Source organism: Pedobacter sp. Hv1 (assembly GCF_001412215.1).
In the GTDB taxonomy this organism is placed as follows: domain Bacteria; phylum Bacteroidota; class Bacteroidia; order Sphingobacteriales; family Sphingobacteriaceae; genus Pedobacter.
In genome coordinates this window covers 624,002-643,440 of sequence record NZ_LLWP01000004.1, presented here as the reverse complement: position 1 = coordinate 643,440, position 19,439 = coordinate 624,002, and the positions used below count along the sequence as shown (strand labels likewise).

Here is a 19,439-nt window from a genome sequence, read left to right as displayed (position 1 = left end):
CTTACGTTAATGCATCATGAAATATAATTCCTAAAGTATGTCTTTCGCCCCAAAGAACCTCGCTTACGCCATGTTTCATGGTGGCTCTGTAATAACCCTTTGAACCTTTTACGGGTCTATAATTTGTAGTAAAGATTAAAATATCACCTTTTTTAGGTTTCAATACAATAGCTTTAGATTGCGCCCTTACATTTTGCTGGGTCAATACAAACTCTCCACCAGTATAATCTATTTCAGGTTCATTTAAAAACAATACCATTTGGATAGGGAAGTACACATCGCCATATAAATCCTGATGTAAAGTATTGAAACCACCCTTACCATATTTTAAAACTAAGACAGTTGCCTTGTTTTGTCCGTTAGCTTTACAAAGCTCAATCAGTTCTTTATGTTCATTTGGAAAGGAAAGTCCGGTATTTAAAGCTTTCATCCAATGGTTGGCTATGGGTGCTAATAATGGGTAGCAATATGTTCTTAAGGCTTGTAAAATAGTAGGTAAAGGATAATTAAAATACTTATACTCGCCTAAACCAAAACGGTAACGTTCCATTACCACTGTTTTTCGATATAGTGCTGGTTGATTGTAATTGACAATAAGTTCATCGCATTGTTCTGTTGTTAATAATTGTTTTAAAACCGCATAGCCATTTTGATGCATTTCTTCTGCCAAACGCTCTCTATTAATGTTTGCCAGTTTGTTGAATAAGCTTTGCATATTTAGCTGGTAATGAGGTTAACTTGTGCTGCTTCCCAGCCTAAAATAACCGATTTACGTACTTGACCCCAATGGTACTGCCCAAAATTACCAGTAGATTGGATGACCCGATGACAAGGAATCAAAAATGCAATTGGGTTATCGCCTATGGCAGAACCCACAGCCCTTGATGCATTGGGGTTGCCAATGGTTTGCGCTATTTTTCCGTAAGTTGTAAAATTACCTTTGGGAACTTTTAACAGGGTTTCCCAAACTTTTAATTGAAAAGCTGTGCCTTTGAGATGGAGTTTGATCTCGTTGGGTTCATTCCAGTTTTGATTAAAGATATGCAATGCACTTTCTTGTAAACTGTCTTTTTGTTGGTTGAATTTGGCTTGTGGAAATTGTTGTTTCAATTCTTCAAATACTTTGTTCTCCTCATCGGCGAAAGCCATGTGGCAAATTCCTTTGTTTGTGGAGGCAATCAATAACTTACCGAAAGGAGTGGTGGTGAAATTGTAGTTGATGCTTAGGTTTTCTCCACCATTTTTAAACTCGCCGGGGGTCATTCCTTCAATATTCACAAAGAGATCATGTAACCGCCCTGTTCCTGATAGGCCAGTTTCGTAAGCGGCATCGAACAATGTCAATTGTTGGTCTCTTAAAATGTCTTTCGCATAAGCTAGACTAAGGTATTGTAAAAACTTTTTAGGACTTACACCAGCCCATTCAGTAAATAAGCGTTGAAAGTGAAAGGGGCTAAGGTTGATTTTTTCTGCTATTTGATCTAAGTCGGGTTGTACTTTGAAGTTTTCTTGCAAATAGCCAATTGCACTTGCAATACGCTCGTAATTTAATTGCTCTTGTGTACTCATGTTGTAGTTTTTTAATACACCAAAGGTAATATGCCCCTAGCTTTGCTTAAACCCGAAAGTTGCTCACTTATTTCGCATTCATATCATTTACAATACTATCAATTAATTGATTGGCATCAGTATATTTTAATAAAGGTGCTGCTTGGCCACTCCAATACGATTTAAATTGAGGATTGTTTTCTGTATTGGCAGGATAGGCACCCAATTGACCTGTAATTTTACCTTGAAGCGGGTAGGGGGCCAATGAATTTTGAAAATCTTTTAATTCTTCTGTCAAGCGGTTTTTAATTCCCCTTGATAAACGACCAGTAAATACCTTAGTTAACGTAGTATAACGGGCATCTTTGGCAAATAACAATGCTCTGTGTTTGTTGCTCGTTCCCGATTGTTGAGTGGCTAAGAAAGCTGTTCCAATTTGTACAGCATCGGCTCCTAAATTAAAAGCCGCTTTTACACCTCTACTGTCAACAATTCCACCTGCCGCAATAATTGGAATACGAACGGCATCAGCAACTTGTGGAATTAAAGAAAAAGTACCTACCAATGATTCTTCTGCTTTATCAAGAAATGATACACGATGACCACCAGCATCAGAACCAGTAGCTACTACTGCATCCACACCCGCATTTGCTATGGCTATAGCTTCATCTAAAGTGGTTGCTGCACCCACAGTTTTAATGTTGAGTAGACGGCATTTTTCTAGAATATCAGCAGAGGGAATACCAAAAACAAAGCTGAAAATAGCGGGCTTAATCTCAAAGATCGCTTCTATCTGATCTTCAAAACTTGGGCTTTTTGGTAAGGGAAAATGGGGTACTTCTGCACCAACTTCATTAAAATAAGGTTTGAAAATATCAATTACCTTTTGAAATGCCGTTTCATCAAAATCATCAATGTTTTCATCTTTATCATTTACCCAAAGGTTCAGGTTAAATGCTTTGTTTGTTTTGTTTCTGATTTCTTGGGCAATAGTAATGATTTCAGTACTTGTAAAAGGTTGACAACCATAAGAACCTAAGGCCCCAGCATTAGAAACCGTTGAAGTTAATTCGACAGAAGAAATTTTACCGCCAAAAGGGCCTTGAACAATAGGCAAATCAATGCCAAATGTTTTCGTAAATTTTGTGTTTTTCCACATTGACTTTTAATTTATTTTTGACCGATTAATTTGAACTGTAAAACAAAATCATCATAAATTAGTTTGTCTCCTAAGTTAGCCAAAAATTTTCCGGAGCCATACTTGATATTGTAAAGTGTACGGTCAATGACCACTTCTCCCAAAGCATGTAGAAAGTCGGTAAATATTTCGATGGTAGCACTAAAACTGATGGGGTGTGTAATGTCTTTGATGGTTAAATTGCCCTTGATGTGGTATTTCTGTGCTTCTTTTTGTGCAGAGGTAATGGTCAATTGAGCCGTCTTGAATTGATCAACAGCAAAGAAGTCATTGTTGTTCAAATGTTTGAAAAAATCGTTGCTTAAGATAGGGTCGGCAATATCAGTGATGATAATTGTGGTCATGTCGATGTTAATCTCGCCATCCACCAACTCATTATCTTTAAAACTAAGAAAGCCATCCTTTATTTTGATGCTCCCAGTATGTAGCCCTAAAACTTTTTTGCCGGTCCAGTTTACTGTACTGCTTTCTGGCTGAATGTTAAATTTCGTCATTGTGTTTATTTTTAATGTTTCACAACACAAAATTGAAGATAGCTGATACTAAATCGAAGGACCTAGGTCACAAAATAAAGGTGAGCTAAGTCACAAATTAATTGGAATAAAGTCTGCTCAATGTTTCTCTTGAAACGCCTAAATAAGCTGCCAATAGCTGTTTTGGTAGTTTTTGGACAAGACTTGGATATTCTGCTAAGAATTTTTCATAACGTTCTTTGGCACTACTACTTAAAAGCGTGAGGATTCGTTGCTGAAGTGCAACATTTCTACGGTTGGTCTTTTTTCTGAAGAAATGTTCTATTTTGTGAAATTCACGACAAAGTTTTTCTCTGTTTTCATTGCTTAGGCACAATACTTCTGTATCTTCTATACAATCGATGTTTACTTGAGCTGCTTTTTGGTAATAATAGGCTTCGTAATCGGTAATCCACCAATCTTGTATGCCAAACAAGATGATATGCATCTTGCCATTCTCATCTGTATAATAAGATTTTGCACAACCAGAGATTACAAAATAATCATAAACTACTGCTTGTCCTTCTTGGACAATAAATTGATGTTTTTTGAATTTTTTATAAATAAAATGCCCCGAGATATAATCCAATTCTTCCTCACTGAGTTCTACGATCTTTAAAAATTGATTTTTTAATAGCTCACTCATTTTAGCATTTTTATATTGCTTACTACAAATTCAAAAAAACAGTGGCTTGCTCATCAACAAACCAATCTAACTTTCCATCTAAAGGTTTGATTAATTGCGCAGGATAATTGGCAAAGTCTTTCTCTTCATCGCCAATTACATGCTGAAGTGCATTGGCTTTATTCTCCCCAAAAGTGATAAAAGCCACATTTTTTGCTTTATTGATCAGTGGAGCCGTTAGGCTAATCCGAAAAGTATCTAATTTCTCAACCCAAACAGCTGCAACATCTTCGGTTTGGTTTTGAACAAGGTCTGTATGGGGGAAAATAGAAGCAGTGTGGGCGTCATCACCCATACCTAAAAGGATAAGATCGAATACTATTTCATTACCTGCAAAGTGTACGTCTAATGCTTTTTTATAGGCTTTTGCTGCTTCGGCTGGAGCCAAAGTAGTATCCATATAAAAGATATGGTCTGCCGGAGTTTGCAAAAGGTTAAACAGGTTCTCTTTGGCCATTAAACCATTGTAGTCTTTATGGTCAGGTAAGACATTCCTTTCATCGCCAAAGAAAAAATATACTTTACTCCAATCAATTTTATCTTTATAAGTAGTAGCCAATTCTTTGTAGAGTTGCTTAGGAGAATTTCCTCCAGTTAATACGAAGTCAAAACGACCTTTGGTTTCTATTGCTTTGGTAGCAATGTTTACCACATAGGCAATTAGGTTTTCATTTAATTCTGTTACTGATTTAAAGATATGTAGATTCATGGTGCTGGTATAATAGAGAAACCCTGTTGAGTTTATCGAAATATGAAAACTTCAACAAAATCAACAGGGTAGTTTTAACGATTTATTCTTTGTCTTTTAAGGGCAGGGTAAACCAATGGAAACCATCTCTGGCAATTAATGCTTCGGCTTCTTCTGGTCCCCAACTATCTGCAGGGTAATTAGGGAAATTTAATGATTTTTTGTTTTCCCAAGTATTGATAATTGGCATTACCAACTCCCAAGCAGCTTCCACTTGGTCGCCACGCATAAATAAGGTTTGGTCGCCATTCATGGCATCTAGCAATAGCGTTTCATAAGCTTCTGGGGTATCGGTATCATAAGTACCTTTGTAATCGAATACCATATCTACAGGATTAAGTACCATTTTTAGTCCAGGTCTTTTGGCTTGAACTTGTAAACGGATGCTCATTTCTGGTTGGATGCTGATGATCAGGCGGTTTTGTTGCCAAGTTTCTGTTGCACCGGCAGCAAAAATATGATGTGGAACATCTTTGAACTGAATGGTGATAATAGAAGAGGTTTGGTTCATACGTTTGCCTGTACGCAAGTAAAACGGAATGCCTTGCCAACGCCAGTTGTCGATAAAGAACTTAACAGCTGCAAAAGTTTCGGTATTTGAATGTGGATCTACGCCTTGTTCATGTCTGTAACCCGGTACTTCTTTTCCTTCAACCCATCCTTTGCTGTATTGACCCCGTACCGCACTTGCACTGATCTCTTCTGGTTTAAAAGGGCGCATGGCTTTCAATACTTCAACTTTTCTATCTCTAATTTCGTCGGCATCAAATGTAATTGGAGCTTCCATACCTACCAAACATAACAATTGTAGCAAGTGGTTTTGGATCATGTCTCTTAATGCTCCAGCACCTTCATAATAACCGCCACGATCGCCTACGCCCAATTGCTCCGTTACAGAAATTTGGATGTGCTCAATATAGGTTCTATTCCATAAGGGCTCAAACAATGAGTTGGCAAAACGGAAAGCCATCATGTTCTGTACGGTTTCTTTACCTAAATAATGATCTATACGATAGATCTGTTTTTCAGAAAAGATTTTACTTAACAATAAGTTGAGTTCTTTAGCACTTTCTAAATCATGTCCGAAAGGTTTTTCAATAACAATACGGCTATTGTCTTCGTCTTGAGTTAATTTGTATTTACATAAAGCTTCAGCAATCAATGGGAAGAAGTTGGGCGCAACAGCCAAGTAATAGATCACTTGGGTTTCTTTGCCAAATTGGCCCTGTAATTTTTCTACTGTTTCTTTTAAATTTTCAAAGGTTTTTGGGGTATTGATATCAGTTGGGCAATATTTAACGTTTTTACTGAATTGATCCCAAGATTCTTTTTTTACTTTACCGTTTCTAGAGAATTCGTTAATGTTTTCTAAAATTACTTCCTGATATTTTGCATCGGTAAACTCCGTTCTTCCAGTTCCAATAATTGAGAATTTTTCTGGCATATAACCTTCAGTAAATAAGTTATATAGGGCAGGAGCGAGCTTGCGTTTATTCAAGTCGCCAGTGCCACCAAAAATTACAAATATGGTTGGATTAAGATTACTCTTCTTTTTCATCAGTCTATTTTCTTTTGTTCAATTATATTTTCTTTTGGTTCCAATCTGCATGGAAAACTCCTTCGCTATCGATGCGCTCAAAAGTATGGGCACCAAAGAAATCTCTTTGTGCTTGTGTTAAATTAGATGGCATTCTGCCAGTTTTCAAAGTATCGAAATAAGTTAATGCAGCAGCATAACAAGGAATAGCGATACCAGCTTGGATCGCTGCACTTATTACATTTCTTGTTCCTTTTAAGCTTTGTTTAATTTTCTGTTGCACATTGGCGTCTGCAAATAAATGTTCTAAATTGGCCTGTTTTTTATAGGCTTGATAGATATCTTCTAAAAATTCTGCTCTGATAATGCAACCACCACGCCAAATTTTAGCAATTTCGGCTAAATTCAATTCGTATTCGTACTGGATGGATGCTTGCCATAACAAGTGCATGCCCTGTGCATAAGCTCCAGCCATTGCAAAGTAGAAAGCTTCTTCTAGGTCTGCTATGAAGTCTTCATTTGCATTGATTTTTGTCGATGAACCAAATGCGTCATTCAATTGTACACGTAGTTTTTTAAGCTTAGAAAGATTTCTGGTAGAAACAGCAGCATCTATAGTTGGAATAGGCATCTCAATGTCCATCGCTACTTGCGAAGTCCATTTCCCTGTACCTTTAGATTTTGCCTCATCCTTGATCTCATCAACTAACAAATTGCCTGTTTTAACGTCCTTAAATAAGAAAACATCTTTAGTGATTTCCATTAAGAAAGATTTTAAACGTCCGTTATTCCATTTCTCAAATACTTGTTGAATTTGCTCATTGTTGTAACCCAATCCATTTTTAAGGATTTCATAAGTTTCGGCCAACAACTGCATAATGGCATATTCGATACCATTGTGGGTCATTTTAACAAAGTGGCCAGATGCACCAGGACCAATATAAGTTACACACGGCTCGCCATTTACTTTGGCAGAAACAGCCTCTAACATTTCTTTAACTACTGCATAAGCCTGTTTATCGCCACCTGGCATCATACTAGGTCCAAATCTGGCACCTTCTTCGCCACCAGAAATGCCCATGCCGAAGAAATGAATACCTTTTTCTTTAAGCTCAACTGCTCTTCTGCTGGTATCGGTAAAGTGTGAGTTTCCACTGTCTATAATGATATCACCCTTGTCTAATAAGGGTTGCAGTTCTAAAATTACACTGTCAACAATTGCGCCAGCTGGTACCAAAAGAATAATGGTGCGGGGCGATTGTAAACTAGCTACAAAATCATTAATGTCGGCAAATCCCTTTAGGTTATGGTCTTTTCCTTCTTCTTCAAAAAATTGAAGCATTTTCTCACTCTTATCGTAACCAGTAACTGCAAAGCCATTATCGGCCATATTCAATAGCAAATTACGACCCATGGTACCTAAACCAACCATTCCGAAGGCGTATTGAGCTTTTCTATCGTTATTCATTTGATGATTTATTTATACTTTCTAAAATTGTTTTACTCTGTTCAAAGCTGTAGTGTACATGAGCATTGATGCCCATTTGTTTGGCAATGGCTACATGAATTGCCCTATCGTCAAAATATAAGCAGTTTTGAGGTTCTTCTTGTACAATGCCCAAAGCTAGTTTAAAAATTGATGGGTCGGGTTTAGAATAACCTACTTCGCAAGAAGAAATGAAGGCATCGAAACATTCGTGTAAGCCAAACTTCTTGATCCGATAATCGTTAAATTCTTTACCTTCATTGTTGATAGAGAATATTTTAATGCCCGTTTTCTTTTTCCAATCAATTAACCAAGGTAAAAATTGGGGCAATTGTTCGGATTTGGAGAACATAAATTCGCTAAAGTCTTTTTTAGAAAAAGAGCGGTCTATATTAAAAATTACCGAATCTAAATATTGTTCTAAATTTAGTTTGCCGTTTTCAAATAGAGGAAAAGCTACTGCATGGTCTTTTTGGAATTGAATTGGCTCTAAACCAAATTCATCAATGGCCTGCATTCTGGCTTTATGGTTCCAACCATCACTCAATAATACACCTCCAATATCCAAGAAGAGTAGTTTAATGTTTTTCATCTATTTTTTTGTTGGGTAGGTGGTGTGTATATGGTATTTTTCTTTAGCAAGCCATAGTTTTGCTCCACCTTTAATGCCATCTTTATTAGAAACAAGTTTGATGTTTTTCTCTAACTCAAAATTTATTTCATTTGAATTTCCACCACCAATGTATAGTTTATCGTAATTGAAAACCGTTTTATAAATTTCGATCAGGTATTTTAAACGTTTATTCCATTTCTTTTTACCTACTTTTTCGAAACCTCTGTCGCCAATAAAATCGTCGTAATCGTCTGTTTTATTAATAGGTAAATGGGATAGTTCTAGGTGAGGGAGCAATTCGCCATCAAATAACAGCGCAGTGCCGAAACCTGTACCAAGGGTGAACACAATTTCAAAGCCCTTTCCACTTACAATTCCCAAGCCTTGTTGGTCGGCATCGTTGATTAAGCGTACAGGTTTGCCAAAGAGGTTACTTACTTGTTGTGCTAAATCTACATTAGCCCATTTATTTTCGGCTAAGTTAGGAGCGGTTTGTACAATACCTTCTTTTACATAACCAGGAAATCCTATAGAAATCTTTGTAAAGGACTTAAAACCTGTGGTTAGTTCTTTAATTGCCTTTAGTACTTCTGCAGGAGTAGAATTTTTAGGCGTAGGTGTTTTTTTGAAATCAGTTAATAATTTCCCTTTTGGGCTTAATAAACAAGCCTTGATATTGGTGCCACCGATGTCTATGGAAAGAATATCGCCTGCTGGAACCTTGGTTTGTACTGGCATAAGCTGTTTTTTTTTCGATAAAATTTGTTGTTTATCAAAGAAACAAAAATACAACCATTAAGTTAGCTTAGCCGTAATATTTGTGTAATAAGTTGGCTTTAATTATTAACAAAAGCTAATAAATGTTGATTAAAATGCTTCCTTGCTTTTTCGATTACAAATTAGGCATTGATCTCCCGCTTACAAATCGTTAAATATTAAAACTTTAGGCTTTTTATTGATGATGGAACCAATTAATTCTTCATTCTCTAGATGTCTAAAATAAAGTGTTGCAGAGCTTTTAAACTGCCTTTTTAAACAATAATACTGGTGTAAACATTTGATCCAGTTCAGGGCTGTTGCCTCATCTTTCCATATTTGCGGATACAGAAACACCGTATCGCTAGTTAGCTTAATTATTTTTTTGTCTACTAACTCTTTCACATTGGCAATGATCAATGCCATTTGTTGAGCAGAATTGGCTTTAACATTCACTTTTTTATTTGCGTAGATCATAACTTAATTCTCTGTAATCGGCAATTCTACAAAAAAAGTAGTTCCAAAACCAGGTAAACTTTCAAACCAAATGGAGCCGTTATGTGCTTCTATAATCTGTTTAGAGATGGCTAAGCCTAGGCCAAAAGATTTCTCGCCATCGGTGCCTTGTCTTTGCACATCTGCATTCATGGCAAATAGATTTTGGGCTATTTCTGGTGGAATTCCGATACCATTGTCTTTAACCGCAATTAATATGCTTAAGGGTTTTTCTTCCATTACAATATGGATGGTAGTGCCATGTGGACTAAATTTAATGGCATTAGAAATGAGGTTACTCATTACCCTCCAAATTTTTTCTCTACTGATGTTAATTTCAATAGGGATGGTAGAGATCTTTAATTCTTGGTGTTTTTCTTTAGCCTTACTGTCTAATAAAGTAATACAATACTTTAAAAGTGTATGCATTTCAACGGGTTCTTTGATCAAGTTGCTTTTGTTGTATTGTACCTGCAAAAGGTCATTGATAAAGTTTAGGGTGTCGGCTCCAGAGGTGTTGATCATGCTGATGATTTCACGTTGATCTTCTGTTAGGTCATTCTCTTCTAACATTAATGAAGTTAAGCCAATTACCCCTGCAATAGGCGTGCGCATATCGTGTGCTACCACCTGCATCATGTGTGTATTCTCTTCTTGACTTTGTTCTAATGCTTCAAGGGTTTTTTCCATTAACAAATTATGGTCGCTAATTTTAGCATTCAAGACTTTTAGAGAGGTGTTATTTTTTCGGGTAATTCTGTAGTTTCTCCAGATTAAGAAAATAACTAAAGCCGATAAAAAGGTAAGGCTGAGTGCAAAAATAAGGTAAACTGTTTTGAGTTCATCTTTCTTTTTTAAAACATCTATTTCTTGTGTTTGTGCATATTTAACAAATTCTTTATTGATGTCTTTGCTTTTGACCTGACTATCTACTAAATCTGCTGAATCTTTCAATTTATGGTAGGCCTTAAAAGCTTTATAGGCTTGAGGTACATCTCCGGCATCTTCATAATAGTTCCATACCAATGCGCTAAACCTTAAATTTACTTCTCTAGAGGGTTTAGTTAAAGAATCTGTTCTTTTACGAATGGTATTGATGAGATTGGCAGCCTCAACTTTTCTATCGGTATTTAAATAGAGCTGAGCCAATTTAATTTGATTGAACAGAATATCTTCTAGATATATTTTATCTAAGGCTAAACTTTTAACGAAAGCCTCTTCTGCCTTTTTATATGCTTTTAAATGAACATAATTAGAGGCAATATTGCCATATATTACCCCTTTAGCAGCATTGATGTAAGGCAGGTGTTTAAGAAATTTTTTATCTACAGAGTTTACATAAGCCAATGCATTTTGATAAGCAATATTTGCACTATCTAGTTGATTTAACCTTTCATAACATAAGCCAATACTGTTCAAATTAGATTGGATTTTACCAAATGCATTAAAAGGTTTAACAGTTGTTTTTTTATAATATTGGATGGAAATTCTAAAATAACCCAATGCCTCATTGTATTTTTTCTGTTTGAACAACACATTACCAATGCTCATGTTGATAAAGCCTCTAAGTCCGTTGTCTAAACTGATTTTCTCTGAAAGTACTTTAGCATTATAAAAATATTTAAAGGCATTGTCATAATCGTCTTTGTCTACGTATAGGTTTGCCTTAACATTATAAGCCGTAAACAATTCTACCGGATGAGATTTGATTTGCTTTTCTAAAATAACAAGTGCACTGTCAATATAAATTAGACCTTCATTTGGGTTAAGACTATATTCTGCTTGGGTTTTATACTTTCTACTTAAATCGAAATTACTGGGTTTTGGAAAAGCTTTGTATGCTGAATCTAAGTACTTAATGCCCTTGTTGTAATTGGTGTTAATCAGGGAGTCGCCATGCTGTATAATTTTATCAAAATATGCTGGATGTCCTTTGTCTACCGGGTTAATGCGGTCGCAGGATGATAGAATTATAGTAATACACAAAAAGAAAAGTATAAGGTTTATTTTCATTTTGAGCGTAGCTGTGCTTGTTATTTAGAAAGTTAAATAAATAAACTTAAAATTAAGAAATATATACAATTTTTACTGTTTTCAACTTAGTGTTAAAAAATGAACTCCATACAAAAATGCTGTTAATCTTGATATTAACCGCATTTTTTTACTTGAAGGAGAGTGAGGAATTCAAACGTTTTGTGTAATTAACTGTTAGTTAGTTGTTTGTGTTTGTTTTTTGATTGCTTTTCTCTTCTGTAAAGATATAGGTCTTGCTAATGCGTTTAACTTTTGATTTGTGCGCTAGCTATCCTGATTTAGCTTAGAGTGTGCTTTGGTATCTTTCATGAACAGGTATACGATTAAAGAAATGAAAATACAGAAAGTAATGTACCAATAATAGTAAGATTCGTGGCCCCAATCCTTTAGCCACAGCGCTATATATTCGGCTGTACCTCCAAAAATAGCCACTGTCATTGCATAGGGTAGGCCTACTCCTAAGGCACGTACTTCTGCTGGGAATAGTTCCGCTTTAACTACAGCGTTGATGCTTGTATAACCACTTACAATAACCAAGGCAAGCATCAAGATCAAAAAGGCTTCCCATTGGTTGGTTGTTTGGCTTAACATCGTCAGCAGTGGAACTGTAAAAAGTGTACCTGAAATTCCGAATCCGATTAATAAGGGACGACGACCGATTCGATCAGACAGCATACCAAATAGGGGTTGTAAACAAGCAAAAATAAATAAGGTAAAAAACGAGATTAATGTAGACTGCTCTTTGCTCATCTGTACCGTATTGACCAAGAATTTTTGCATGTAGGTAGTGTAGGTGTAAAATGCAAGTGTTCCGCCTAAGGTTAGTCCGATAACGGTAATCAATGATTTGGGGTGTTTGAATAATTCTTTTAGTGTTCCCTTTTTCTCCGATTTTTTTTCTTTTTGCTTTTCGAAGGCTGTAGTTTCATCGAGGTTTTTTCTGAGATAGAGTGCTACGATAGAAAGTATAGCCCCAAATGCAAATGGAATGCGCCAGCCCCATTCATGAAGTTGGTTGTCTGTTAGCAAAATTTTTTGAAGAAATAATTGGATAGCTAGTGCGAGGAGTTGACCGCCTATTAAGGTTACATATTGAAAGCTCGAATAGAAGCCTCGTCGGTTTTTGGTAGCCATTTCACTTAAATAGGTGGCAGAAACACCATATTCACCCCCTACACTTAAACCTTGTAGTAATCTTGCGGTAAGTAATAAAATGGGCGCTACAACACCAATCGTTTGGTAGGTCGGCGTTAAGGCGATCAATAGGGAACCAAAAGACATCAGTAGAACGGATAGGGTCATAGATTGTTTACGACCAATACGATCAGCAATTCGTCCAAAGATATATCCTCCTAATGGTCGCATTAAAAAACCTAATGCAAATATGCCTGCAGTATTGAGCAATTGTACGGTTGTATTTCCTTTCGGGAAAAATGCTGACGAAAAATAAATAGCAAATGCAGAATAAGCATACCAATCGTACCATTCAACTAAATTTCCAACTGAGCCGCCAAAGATAGCCTTTAACCTTCGTGGTGATATTTTATCGTTGGCAAAAGTATTTGCTTCATGGTCGGTATTTTTTATGGCTTTCCTATTCATCAGGTCTGTAATTTAGAAATTATTACTGTTTCCTAGGTTCAAATAGTTTAAAAATCTTTTTTTCTATGGTTAGGCTAACAAAAATTTTTCAATTAACAGTTGAAATCTTTCTGCACATACTAGCTCAAGAAAATAGATTGAAATAGGGAGGATAGAAAACAAAAAAAGCTACCTTTTTGAGGTAGCTTTTTTAAGCGGAGAGCGAGGGATTCGAACCCCCGGACCTATGACAGTCAACAGTTTTCAAGACTGCCGCATTCGACCACTCTGCCAGCTCTCCGCTGCAAAAGTACGAACTCCGATTAAATCTGCAAACTATGAATGGATATTTTTTGAAAAAAGACGCTAAGCGCCTATAACAGAGCAATAAAAATTTAAGATTTCTCTAGTTTTTCTTCTGTTGGGGCCGATTTTTTAAAGATATTGAAGTTGGGGCGGATAATTTTTACACTCCGTTTGGATAGATCGACACTTGCATTCAGCTCAAAACCTATCAATAAAATTAAAGAGTTTAAGTATAACCAGATCATAATTACAATCAGTGTGCCGATAGAACCATAGATCTTGTTGTAAGCACTAAAATTATTGATGTAAAAAGAAAATCCCCATATGGTTAAAAAGGCAAGAATGGTGGCCAGCCAAGAGCCAGCGCTAAAAAACTTCCATTTTTTGGCATGTGCCGGACCATACCTGTACAGAATGGAAACGGTAATGAAATATAAAGTACCTAACAAGGTCCAACGGGTTAAATTGATCAAATAGATGGTTAAATTTCCCTTGTAGTTGATTTCGTCTTTTAGGTAGTTCAGGACAATTTCTCCGATGGCCATGGCTGCAATACAGATAATCACAGAAAAGGCAATGATGACCGTTAAAATCACCGCTACGAGCCTTCTTTTTAACCATGTTCTGGTTTCAACAATCAATGAAGACTTATTGAAAGCAGCCATAAGGTTATGCACGCCATTGGTGGCAAAAAATAAGGACAATAAAAAACCAATGGATAGTAAATTCCCATTTTGGATGTTTACGATGTCATTTATGGTAGTTTCTAATGCAATAAATGCATTGTTTGGTAAAATGAGGGCCAATAAAGACATGAGCTTTTCCTGAAACCCAATTTTTTTTGGGATATAAGGAATAAGGGTAAACAAGAAAATAATGGCTGGAAATATGGCCAGCATAAAATTATAGGCCAGAGAAGAGGCTTTGTTTACTAAGGTGTCTTTACCTATTTCCTTAAAAAAAAAAGTAGCTACGGTATAGATAGGTAAGGGGCTAAAACCAGGTAATACACAAACTTTTGTCCACTCGATAAAGAGCGAATAGAGTTTAAGTTTTAACAATTGTTTGTGTACCCAATTCATAATTAACTAAAATACTGTCTTACATTTTTCATGAAGTTTTCAGGTGGCTGACAAGGCCTCCTTGTTTCTTTATTTACAAAAACCAAGGTAGTTTGGCCTGTGTTGATCAATTCATTTGCCTCGTTGTAAATCTCATAATCAACTCTTAATCTTACTGTTGGTAAGTCTTTAACAATAGATTTGATCGTCAAAACCTGATTGTACAAGGCTGGCTTTAAAAATTTCGATTGTAGTTCTAAAATGGGCAACATTACCCCATCGGCCTCCATCGATTCGTAACTCATGCCAGAGCATGCTTCAAAACATTCTGTTCTGGCCAATTCATAATATTGTGCATAGTTACTGTGGTGTACCACACCCATCTGGTCGGTTTCTACGTAGCGGACTTTTACTTTACTTTCGTATACAAACATTATTTGTAGATATTTCTTTTGTTCAGGGCTTCTCTATATTTTTTGGCATTGATATCATGTTGTGCAACAGTTTCTGCAAAGTTATGGTAACCGGAAAAATCTTCCTTTGCACACATGTAGATGTAATTGTTTACCTCTCTGTTTAACACGGCATCTATTGCATTGATACTTGGCATGGTAATAGGACCTGGAGGCAAACCTGCATATTTGTAGGTGTTGTATTTAGAGTTGACATTGAGCAAAGCATTGGTTACGCGTTTCACGGTAAAATCGTCATTGGCATAAATTACTGTTGGATCTGCCTGCAATAAAATACCACGATTTAAGCGATTTAGATATAAACCGGCAATGGTAGGCATCTCTTTGTCGTAAAGCGCTTCAGAATCGACTATTGAAGCTAAAATGGTAACTTGAATAGGGCTTAGGTTTAGTGCTGCAGCTTTACGTTTGCGTTCATCGTTCCAGAACTGAACATATTGTTTCTGCATTTTCTCGAAAAACTCAACAGGGCTGATGTTCCAGTACAATTCGTAAGTGTTTGGAATAAACATGGTATACACATTCTCAGTAGTAAAACCATATTTTTCTACTAAGGCTGCCGAATCCAATACTTTGATGAAAGCTAGCGAATCAGCCTCCATGTTTTTAGCCAAGTAAGCTGCAAAATTTTCTTTTTTTCTAATATTTTGGAATTTCAACTTCACCGCATCCTGGTTGCCAGATTTTAACTTATTGATTAAAGTACGGTTGTTCATCCCTTCTTTAATTGCATAACGACCAGGTTTCAAACTGTTGGCCAAATTCATTTTGCCTGCTGCAGCTTTAAATTCACCAATGTTCTTGATAATATTTTTGCTTTCAAGATTGCTTAAAAAATCATCGTAAGTGCTGTTGGTTTTAATGTAGATATATTTTTCATTACCGTTTACATTGGGTGCCAAAAAGGTTTTATAAACCCTAAGCCCAAAAAATCCTCCTACACAAAGGATCAGAAGGGCGATGATGATGATAATTTTTGTACTTTGTTTAACTGGTGTTTTTTCGTTGCTCATGTTCTTCTTGAACTTAATTTTTTGGTTTGTTAGAAAGGGTAATATTTACTGGAGTACCTATTTTTACTTTGGTAACGGTATCTGCCGTTAGTGGAAATTGGGTAATAATAACTGCGTTTGCGGTATCTGTAATCGCTCCATTATAAGTTACAGTGCCAAGTGTTAACATTAGCCCTTTTAAATTAAATTTAGCTTCATCAATAGTCAGGCCAGTTAAGTTGGGCAGTTCTACCTCTTCATTGCCACGACCATCGCCCAATACCAGATTAATGGTTGAACCTGTAGGCAATACTTCTCCATTTTTGATCAGTTGTCCACCAAAATAGGCTTCTAAAACCACGTCTTTCGCTACGTCTGGTTTATAAGTGGTATCACCTACTTTTAAACGGTAGCTTTCTAAAATAGATTGTGCTTCTCTGAACGATTTATTTTCTATATCTGGAAATTTAACATTTGGCGCTTGTGCGGTATTGATGGTTAAATAAATGGTTCTATTTCCCTTTACAAAAGTATTGGCATCAGGGTCTTGGTCGGTAACAATACCTGGCGGTTTATCCATAATGTAAACCGAATCTATTTCATAACGCAAGCCCAATTCCTCTAATTTACTTACAGCTTGGGCCAATGCTAGACCTTTAACTTCAGGTACATTTAGGCCCTCGCCATGTTTGGTGTAAAAGCGTAAACTGAAAAAAGCGATCAGCAATAATACGATAACCGTACCAATTGCAGCAATGAGGTTGTTTCTGAATGATTTTGTTTTAAGGTACTCGATAAAGTTGCCCATTTATTTTTTGTGTGATAGATGTATAATATTTCAAATTTAGCTTAAAAAAATATTTTATCTCAATTAAAATCAAATCTGCATCAACTAATTTATATTTTTGAGCATAAATTTTTTGGAATATCCCATGAAGAAAACAATTGCATTATTAACTGGTGGTACCACAGGAGAGTGGGTGGTATCTGTAAAAAGTGCCGCAACTATTGCTCAAAATATCGATACCACAAAGTACGAAGTTTATAAGATAATGCTAACCGAAAATGGTTGGTTTTATGAACCAGCTGATTCTGTAAAAATAGATATTGATAAAAATGATTTCTCTTTAACATTAAACGGTAGAAAAATTAAATTTGATGGTGTTTTTATTGCCATTCATGGTTCGCCAGGAGAAGACGGAAAACTACAAGGTTATTTTGATATGTTAGGTATTCCTTATACCACTTGCAATGCACTCACATCGGCCATTACCATGAATAAAGGTTATACAAAGGCAATTGTGAATGGGATAAAAGATCTGAATGTAGCCAAGTCAATCCAAATTTTTAAACATACCAATTACGCTGTAGAGGCGATTAAAAAAGAGTTAAAACTGCCTTATTTTGTGAAACCAAATAGCGGTGGAAGCAGCATTGGTATGAGCAAGGTTAAACATGCCAACGATCTGCAAAATGCATTGGATAAAGCATTTAACGAGGATGACCAGATTCTAATCGAAGAGTTTGTAGAAGGAAGAGAGTTTTCAGTAGGTGTGTTTAAAACCAAAGGCGAAATTAAGGTGTTGCCAGCAACCGAGGTGATTCCTGCAAATGAATTTTTTGATTTTGAAGCCAAATATACGCCTGGCGCAACTGAAGAAATTACCCCCGGAAGAATGACGGATGAAGAAAAGAATAGGGTAGAAGAAGTGGTAACAGCTGTGTACCAAAAATTAAATTGCAACGGTATTGTACGGATCGATTACTTCTTAGAGCACCAAACGGGTAATTTTTATTTTATAGAGATCAATACCATCCCTGGTCAAACGGCTACTAGTTTTATTCCGCAACAAGTAGCAGCAATGGGAATGGAGTTAAAAGAGTTTTATACCCAAGTAATAGAAGAAGCCATTTAATTGAAACTGAATATAAAAAGGGGCTGTATTTAAATCATACAGCCCCTTTTTTGTTTGATCGATTAGACCTTCATTTTTTGCCATTTTCCTTTCTTGAATAGGATATAAGCTGCAATGGTAATGCCTACCTCTGCCACAGGTATGGCAATAAATACCCCTGTTGGACCTAAGTTCATATACTTAGCTAAGAAATAGGCAAAAGGAATTTGGAAGATCCAAAAGGCGATTACATTAATCTTGGTTGGGGTCCAGGTATCACCTGCACCATTAAAGGCACTTACCAAAACCATTCCTATTCCATACAATACAAAACCATAACTTAAAATTTGAAGTGCTTCTACCGCCACTTTTTTAATTTGCTCATCTGTAGTAAAGAACGATGCGAAAATTGAACCACAGGTTAAAAAGAGTACCGTTACTACGGCCATAAAAATAACGGTGTACTTCATGGTAACGAATACAGATTGTTCAGCTCTATCCATGTGCCCTGCACCCATGTTCTGTCCCACTAGTGTGGCTGCAGCATTGCTCAAGCCCCAAGCAGGTAACATAAAGAACATCATTAACCTTAAAGCAGTTTGGTAACCTGCAGAACCATGATCACCACCTGTAGTGGCCACCAATTGTGCCAAAAATATCCAACTACATGAAGCAATTACAAATTGTAAAATACCCGGTGCGGCAATTTTAACAATAGCTTTGATTTGTTCCCAATGTGGTTTGAAATAAGAGAGTTTAATTTTTAAGGCGCTGTTCCCCTTAACCAAGTGATAAACTTGATAACACACACCCAATCCACGGCCTAATGCTGTTGCAATTGCTGCTCCAGTTAATCCAAAAGCTGGAATCGGACCAAAACCGTTGATAAATATTGGACAGAAAATGATATTGGCAATATTGGCAATCCACAAACTTTGCATGGCAATAGCTGCATTACCTGCACCCCTAAAAATACCATTGATTAAGAATAGTAGCATAATTACTGTACTGCTACCCATCATAATGCGTACAAAAGTTGTTCCTTGTAGAGCGGTCTGTTCTGAAGCACCCATTAACAATAAAATTTCTTTGGCAAAAATTACCCCTGTAATGCTGATAATTACATTAATGAACATGGCAATTACAATGGTCTGCATACCAGCCCTAGCTGCAGCCTCTGGATTTTTTTCTCCAATACGACGAGCAACTACTGCAGTTGCAGCCATGCTCATGCCAATGGCCAATGAATAGATAATGGTAAGTACTGATTCAGTTAGTCCAACTGTTTGAATGGCATGACTGCTATCAGGCAAATGACCAACAAAATAAAGGTCTACCAATGCAAATACCGATTCCATCATCATTTCTAGCATCATCGGAATGGCTAAAAGAACAATAGCTTTACGGATACTAATGCTGGTATAATCGGTTTCTTCGCCCTTAAGCGCCTGTTTTAAAACTATAAAAAAATGAGAAAGACGGTTCGTTGTCTTTGTAGATTGTGACATATAAAAATTTA

19 protein-coding genes and 1 tRNA gene are annotated in these 19,439 nt (G+C 36.4%); 1 reads left to right on the top strand and 19 read right to left on the bottom strand.

Going from position 1 to position 19,439, the window contains the following annotated elements; genetic code table 11:
* Position 1 precedes the first annotated feature (1 nt).
* From AQF98_RS10650 to AQF98_RS10565, 18 genes are all read right to left on the bottom strand, one after another.
* Positions 2–715 (bottom strand): 2OG-Fe(II) oxygenase, encoded by a 714-nt coding sequence (locus tag AQF98_RS10650; protein ID WP_055131914.1) that lies wholly within the window; start codon positions 713–715, stop codon positions 2–4.
* 2 nt (positions 716–717) lie between these two features.
* Positions 718–1,569 carry a methylated-DNA--[protein]-cysteine S-methyltransferase gene (locus AQF98_RS10645; protein WP_055131913.1) on the bottom strand — a complete coding sequence of 284 codons (852 nt, stop codon included), beginning with the start codon at positions 1,567–1,569 and terminating at the stop codon, positions 718–720.
* A 67-nt stretch (positions 1,570–1,636) separates the two neighbouring features.
* Positions 1,637–2,707 carry a nitronate monooxygenase family protein gene (locus tag AQF98_RS10640; protein WP_055131912.1) on the bottom strand — a complete coding sequence of 357 codons (1,071 nt, stop codon included), beginning with the start codon at positions 2,705–2,707 and terminating at the stop codon, positions 1,637–1,639.
* An 11-nt stretch (positions 2,708–2,718) separates the two neighbouring features.
* Positions 2,719–3,240 (bottom strand): YceI family protein, encoded by a 522-nt coding sequence (locus AQF98_RS10635; RefSeq protein WP_055131911.1) that lies wholly within the window; start codon positions 3,238–3,240, stop codon positions 2,719–2,721.
* A 97-nt stretch (positions 3,241–3,337) separates the two neighbouring features.
* On the bottom strand, positions 3,338–3,904 hold the full coding sequence (locus AQF98_RS10630; protein ID WP_055131910.1) for a Crp/Fnr family transcriptional regulator: 567 nt from the start codon (positions 3,902–3,904) through the stop codon (positions 3,338–3,340).
* Between the two features lie 22 nt (positions 3,905–3,926).
* On the bottom strand, positions 3,927–4,652 hold the full coding sequence (gene pgl / locus AQF98_RS10625; protein WP_055131909.1) for a 6-phosphogluconolactonase: 726 nt from the start codon (positions 4,650–4,652) through the stop codon (positions 3,927–3,929).
* A gap of 82 nt (positions 4,653–4,734) precedes the next feature.
* Positions 4,735–6,249 (bottom strand): glucose-6-phosphate dehydrogenase, encoded by a 1,515-nt coding sequence (gene zwf / locus AQF98_RS10620; protein ID WP_055131908.1) that lies wholly within the window; start codon positions 6,247–6,249, stop codon positions 4,735–4,737.
* A gap of 22 nt (positions 6,250–6,271) precedes the next feature.
* Positions 6,272–7,696 (bottom strand): NADP-dependent phosphogluconate dehydrogenase, encoded by a 1,425-nt coding sequence (gene gndA / locus AQF98_RS10615; protein ID WP_055131907.1) that lies wholly within the window; start codon positions 7,694–7,696, stop codon positions 6,272–6,274.
* Positions 7,689–8,306, bottom strand: coding sequence for an HAD family hydrolase (locus AQF98_RS10610; protein ID WP_055131906.1), 618 nt, complete (start codon positions 8,304–8,306; stop codon positions 7,689–7,691). Before AQF98_RS10610 ends, gndA begins: the two co-directional genes overlap by 8 nt.
* Positions 8,307–9,065, bottom strand: a complete 759-nt coding sequence (locus tag AQF98_RS10605) for an ROK family protein (protein ID WP_055131905.1) — start codon at positions 9,063–9,065, stop codon at positions 8,307–8,309.
* A 180-nt stretch (positions 9,066–9,245) separates the two neighbouring features.
* Positions 9,246–9,560, bottom strand: a complete 315-nt coding sequence (locus tag AQF98_RS10600; protein ID WP_055131904.1) for a hypothetical protein — start codon at positions 9,558–9,560, stop codon at positions 9,246–9,248.
* Between the two features lie 3 nt (positions 9,561–9,563).
* Positions 9,564–11,564 (bottom strand): ATP-binding protein, encoded by a 2,001-nt coding sequence (locus AQF98_RS10595; RefSeq protein WP_161805862.1) that lies wholly within the window; start codon positions 11,562–11,564, stop codon positions 9,564–9,566.
* A 312-nt stretch (positions 11,565–11,876) separates the two neighbouring features.
* Positions 11,877–13,214 carry an MFS transporter gene (locus AQF98_RS10590; RefSeq protein WP_055131902.1) on the bottom strand — a complete coding sequence of 446 codons (1,338 nt, stop codon included), beginning with the start codon at positions 13,212–13,214 and terminating at the stop codon, positions 11,877–11,879.
* A gap of 195 nt (positions 13,215–13,409) precedes the next feature.
* Positions 13,410–13,494 (bottom strand) — tRNA-Ser (locus AQF98_RS10585).
* 94 nt (positions 13,495–13,588) lie between these two features.
* Positions 13,589–14,581 carry a YihY/virulence factor BrkB family protein gene (locus tag AQF98_RS10580; RefSeq protein ID WP_055131901.1) on the bottom strand — a complete coding sequence of 331 codons (993 nt, stop codon included), beginning with the start codon at positions 14,579–14,581 and terminating at the stop codon, positions 13,589–13,591.
* A gap of 2 nt (positions 14,582–14,583) precedes the next feature.
* Complete coding sequence (locus AQF98_RS10575) at positions 14,584–14,994, bottom strand: thioesterase family protein (protein WP_055131900.1); 411 nt, start codon at positions 14,992–14,994, stop codon at positions 14,584–14,586.
* A complete protein-coding gene (mltG, locus tag AQF98_RS10570; protein ID WP_055131899.1) occupies positions 14,994–16,046 on the bottom strand; it encodes an endolytic transglycosylase MltG in 1,053 nt (350 codons plus the stop codon). The genes AQF98_RS10575 and mltG overlap by 1 nt, the downstream gene beginning before the upstream one ends.
* A gap of 13 nt (positions 16,047–16,059) precedes the next feature.
* The gene (locus AQF98_RS10565; protein WP_055131898.1) at positions 16,060–16,833 is read right to left on the bottom strand and encodes a PASTA domain-containing protein; all 774 of its coding nucleotides are present in this window, start codon (positions 16,831–16,833) and stop codon (positions 16,060–16,062) included.
* Between the two features lie 124 nt (positions 16,834–16,957).
* On the opposite strand from AQF98_RS10565, the gene AQF98_RS10560 reads away from it, so the two are divergent.
* Positions 16,958–17,941 carry a D-alanine--D-alanine ligase gene (locus tag AQF98_RS10560; protein WP_055131897.1) on the top strand — a complete coding sequence of 328 codons (984 nt, stop codon included), beginning with the start codon at positions 16,958–16,960 and terminating at the stop codon, positions 17,939–17,941.
* A 62-nt stretch (positions 17,942–18,003) separates the two neighbouring features.
* On the opposite strand, the gene AQF98_RS10555 is transcribed toward AQF98_RS10560, so the two are convergent.
* Positions 18,004–19,428 carry an MATE family efflux transporter gene (locus AQF98_RS10555; protein WP_055131896.1) on the bottom strand — a complete coding sequence of 475 codons (1,425 nt, stop codon included), beginning with the start codon at positions 19,426–19,428 and terminating at the stop codon, positions 18,004–18,006.
* Positions 19,429–19,439 lie beyond the last annotated feature (11 nt).

Excerpts from the sequence above, each read along its gene's own strand:
- AQF98_RS10650 (WP_055131914.1), bottom strand. The coding sequence starts at position 715 with ATGCAAAGCTTATTCAACAAACTGGCAAACATTAATAGAGAGCGTTTG.
- AQF98_RS10645 (WP_055131913.1), bottom strand. The coding sequence starts at position 1,569 with ATGAGTACACAAGAGCAATTAAATTACGAGCGTATTGCAAGTGCAATT.
- AQF98_RS10640 (WP_055131912.1), bottom strand. The coding sequence starts at position 2,707 with ATGTGGAAAAACACAAAATTTACGAAAACATTTGGCATTGATTTGCCT.
- AQF98_RS10635 (WP_055131911.1), bottom strand. The coding sequence starts at position 3,240 with ATGACGAAATTTAACATTCAGCCAGAAAGCAGTACAGTAAACTGGACC.
- AQF98_RS10630 (WP_055131910.1), bottom strand. The coding sequence starts at position 3,904 with ATGAGTGAGCTATTAAAAAATCAATTTTTAAAGATCGTAGAACTCAGT.
- pgl (WP_055131909.1), bottom strand. The coding sequence starts at position 4,652 with ATGAATCTACATATCTTTAAATCAGTAACAGAATTAAATGAAAACCTA.
- zwf (WP_055131908.1), bottom strand. The coding sequence starts at position 6,249 with ATGAAAAAGAAGAGTAATCTTAATCCAACCATATTTGTAATTTTTGGT.
- gndA (WP_055131907.1), bottom strand. The coding sequence starts at position 7,696 with ATGAATAACGATAGAAAAGCTCAATACGCCTTCGGAATGGTTGGTTTA.
- AQF98_RS10610 (WP_055131906.1), bottom strand. The coding sequence starts at position 8,306 with ATGAAAAACATTAAACTACTCTTCTTGGATATTGGAGGTGTATTATTG.
- AQF98_RS10605 (WP_055131905.1), bottom strand. The coding sequence starts at position 9,065 with ATGCCAGTACAAACCAAGGTTCCAGCAGGCGATATTCTTTCCATAGAC.
- AQF98_RS10600 (WP_055131904.1), bottom strand. The coding sequence starts at position 9,560 with ATGATCTACGCAAATAAAAAAGTGAATGTTAAAGCCAATTCTGCTCAA.
- AQF98_RS10590 (WP_055131902.1), bottom strand. The coding sequence starts at position 13,214 with ATGAATAGGAAAGCCATAAAAAATACCGACCATGAAGCAAATACTTTT.
- AQF98_RS10580 (WP_055131901.1), bottom strand. The coding sequence starts at position 14,581 with ATGAATTGGGTACACAAACAATTGTTAAAACTTAAACTCTATTCGCTC.
- AQF98_RS10575 (WP_055131900.1), bottom strand. The coding sequence starts at position 14,994 with ATGTTTGTATACGAAAGTAAAGTAAAAGTCCGCTACGTAGAAACCGAC.
- mltG (WP_055131899.1), bottom strand. The coding sequence starts at position 16,046 with ATGAGCAACGAAAAAACACCAGTTAAACAAAGTACAAAAATTATCATC.
- AQF98_RS10565 (WP_055131898.1), bottom strand. The coding sequence starts at position 16,833 with ATGGGCAACTTTATCGAGTACCTTAAAACAAAATCATTCAGAAACAAC.
- AQF98_RS10560 (WP_055131897.1), top strand. The coding sequence starts at position 16,958 with ATGAAGAAAACAATTGCATTATTAACTGGTGGTACCACAGGAGAGTGG.
- AQF98_RS10555 (WP_055131896.1), bottom strand. The coding sequence starts at position 19,428 with ATGTCACAATCTACAAAGACAACGAACCGTCTTTCTCATTTTTTTATA.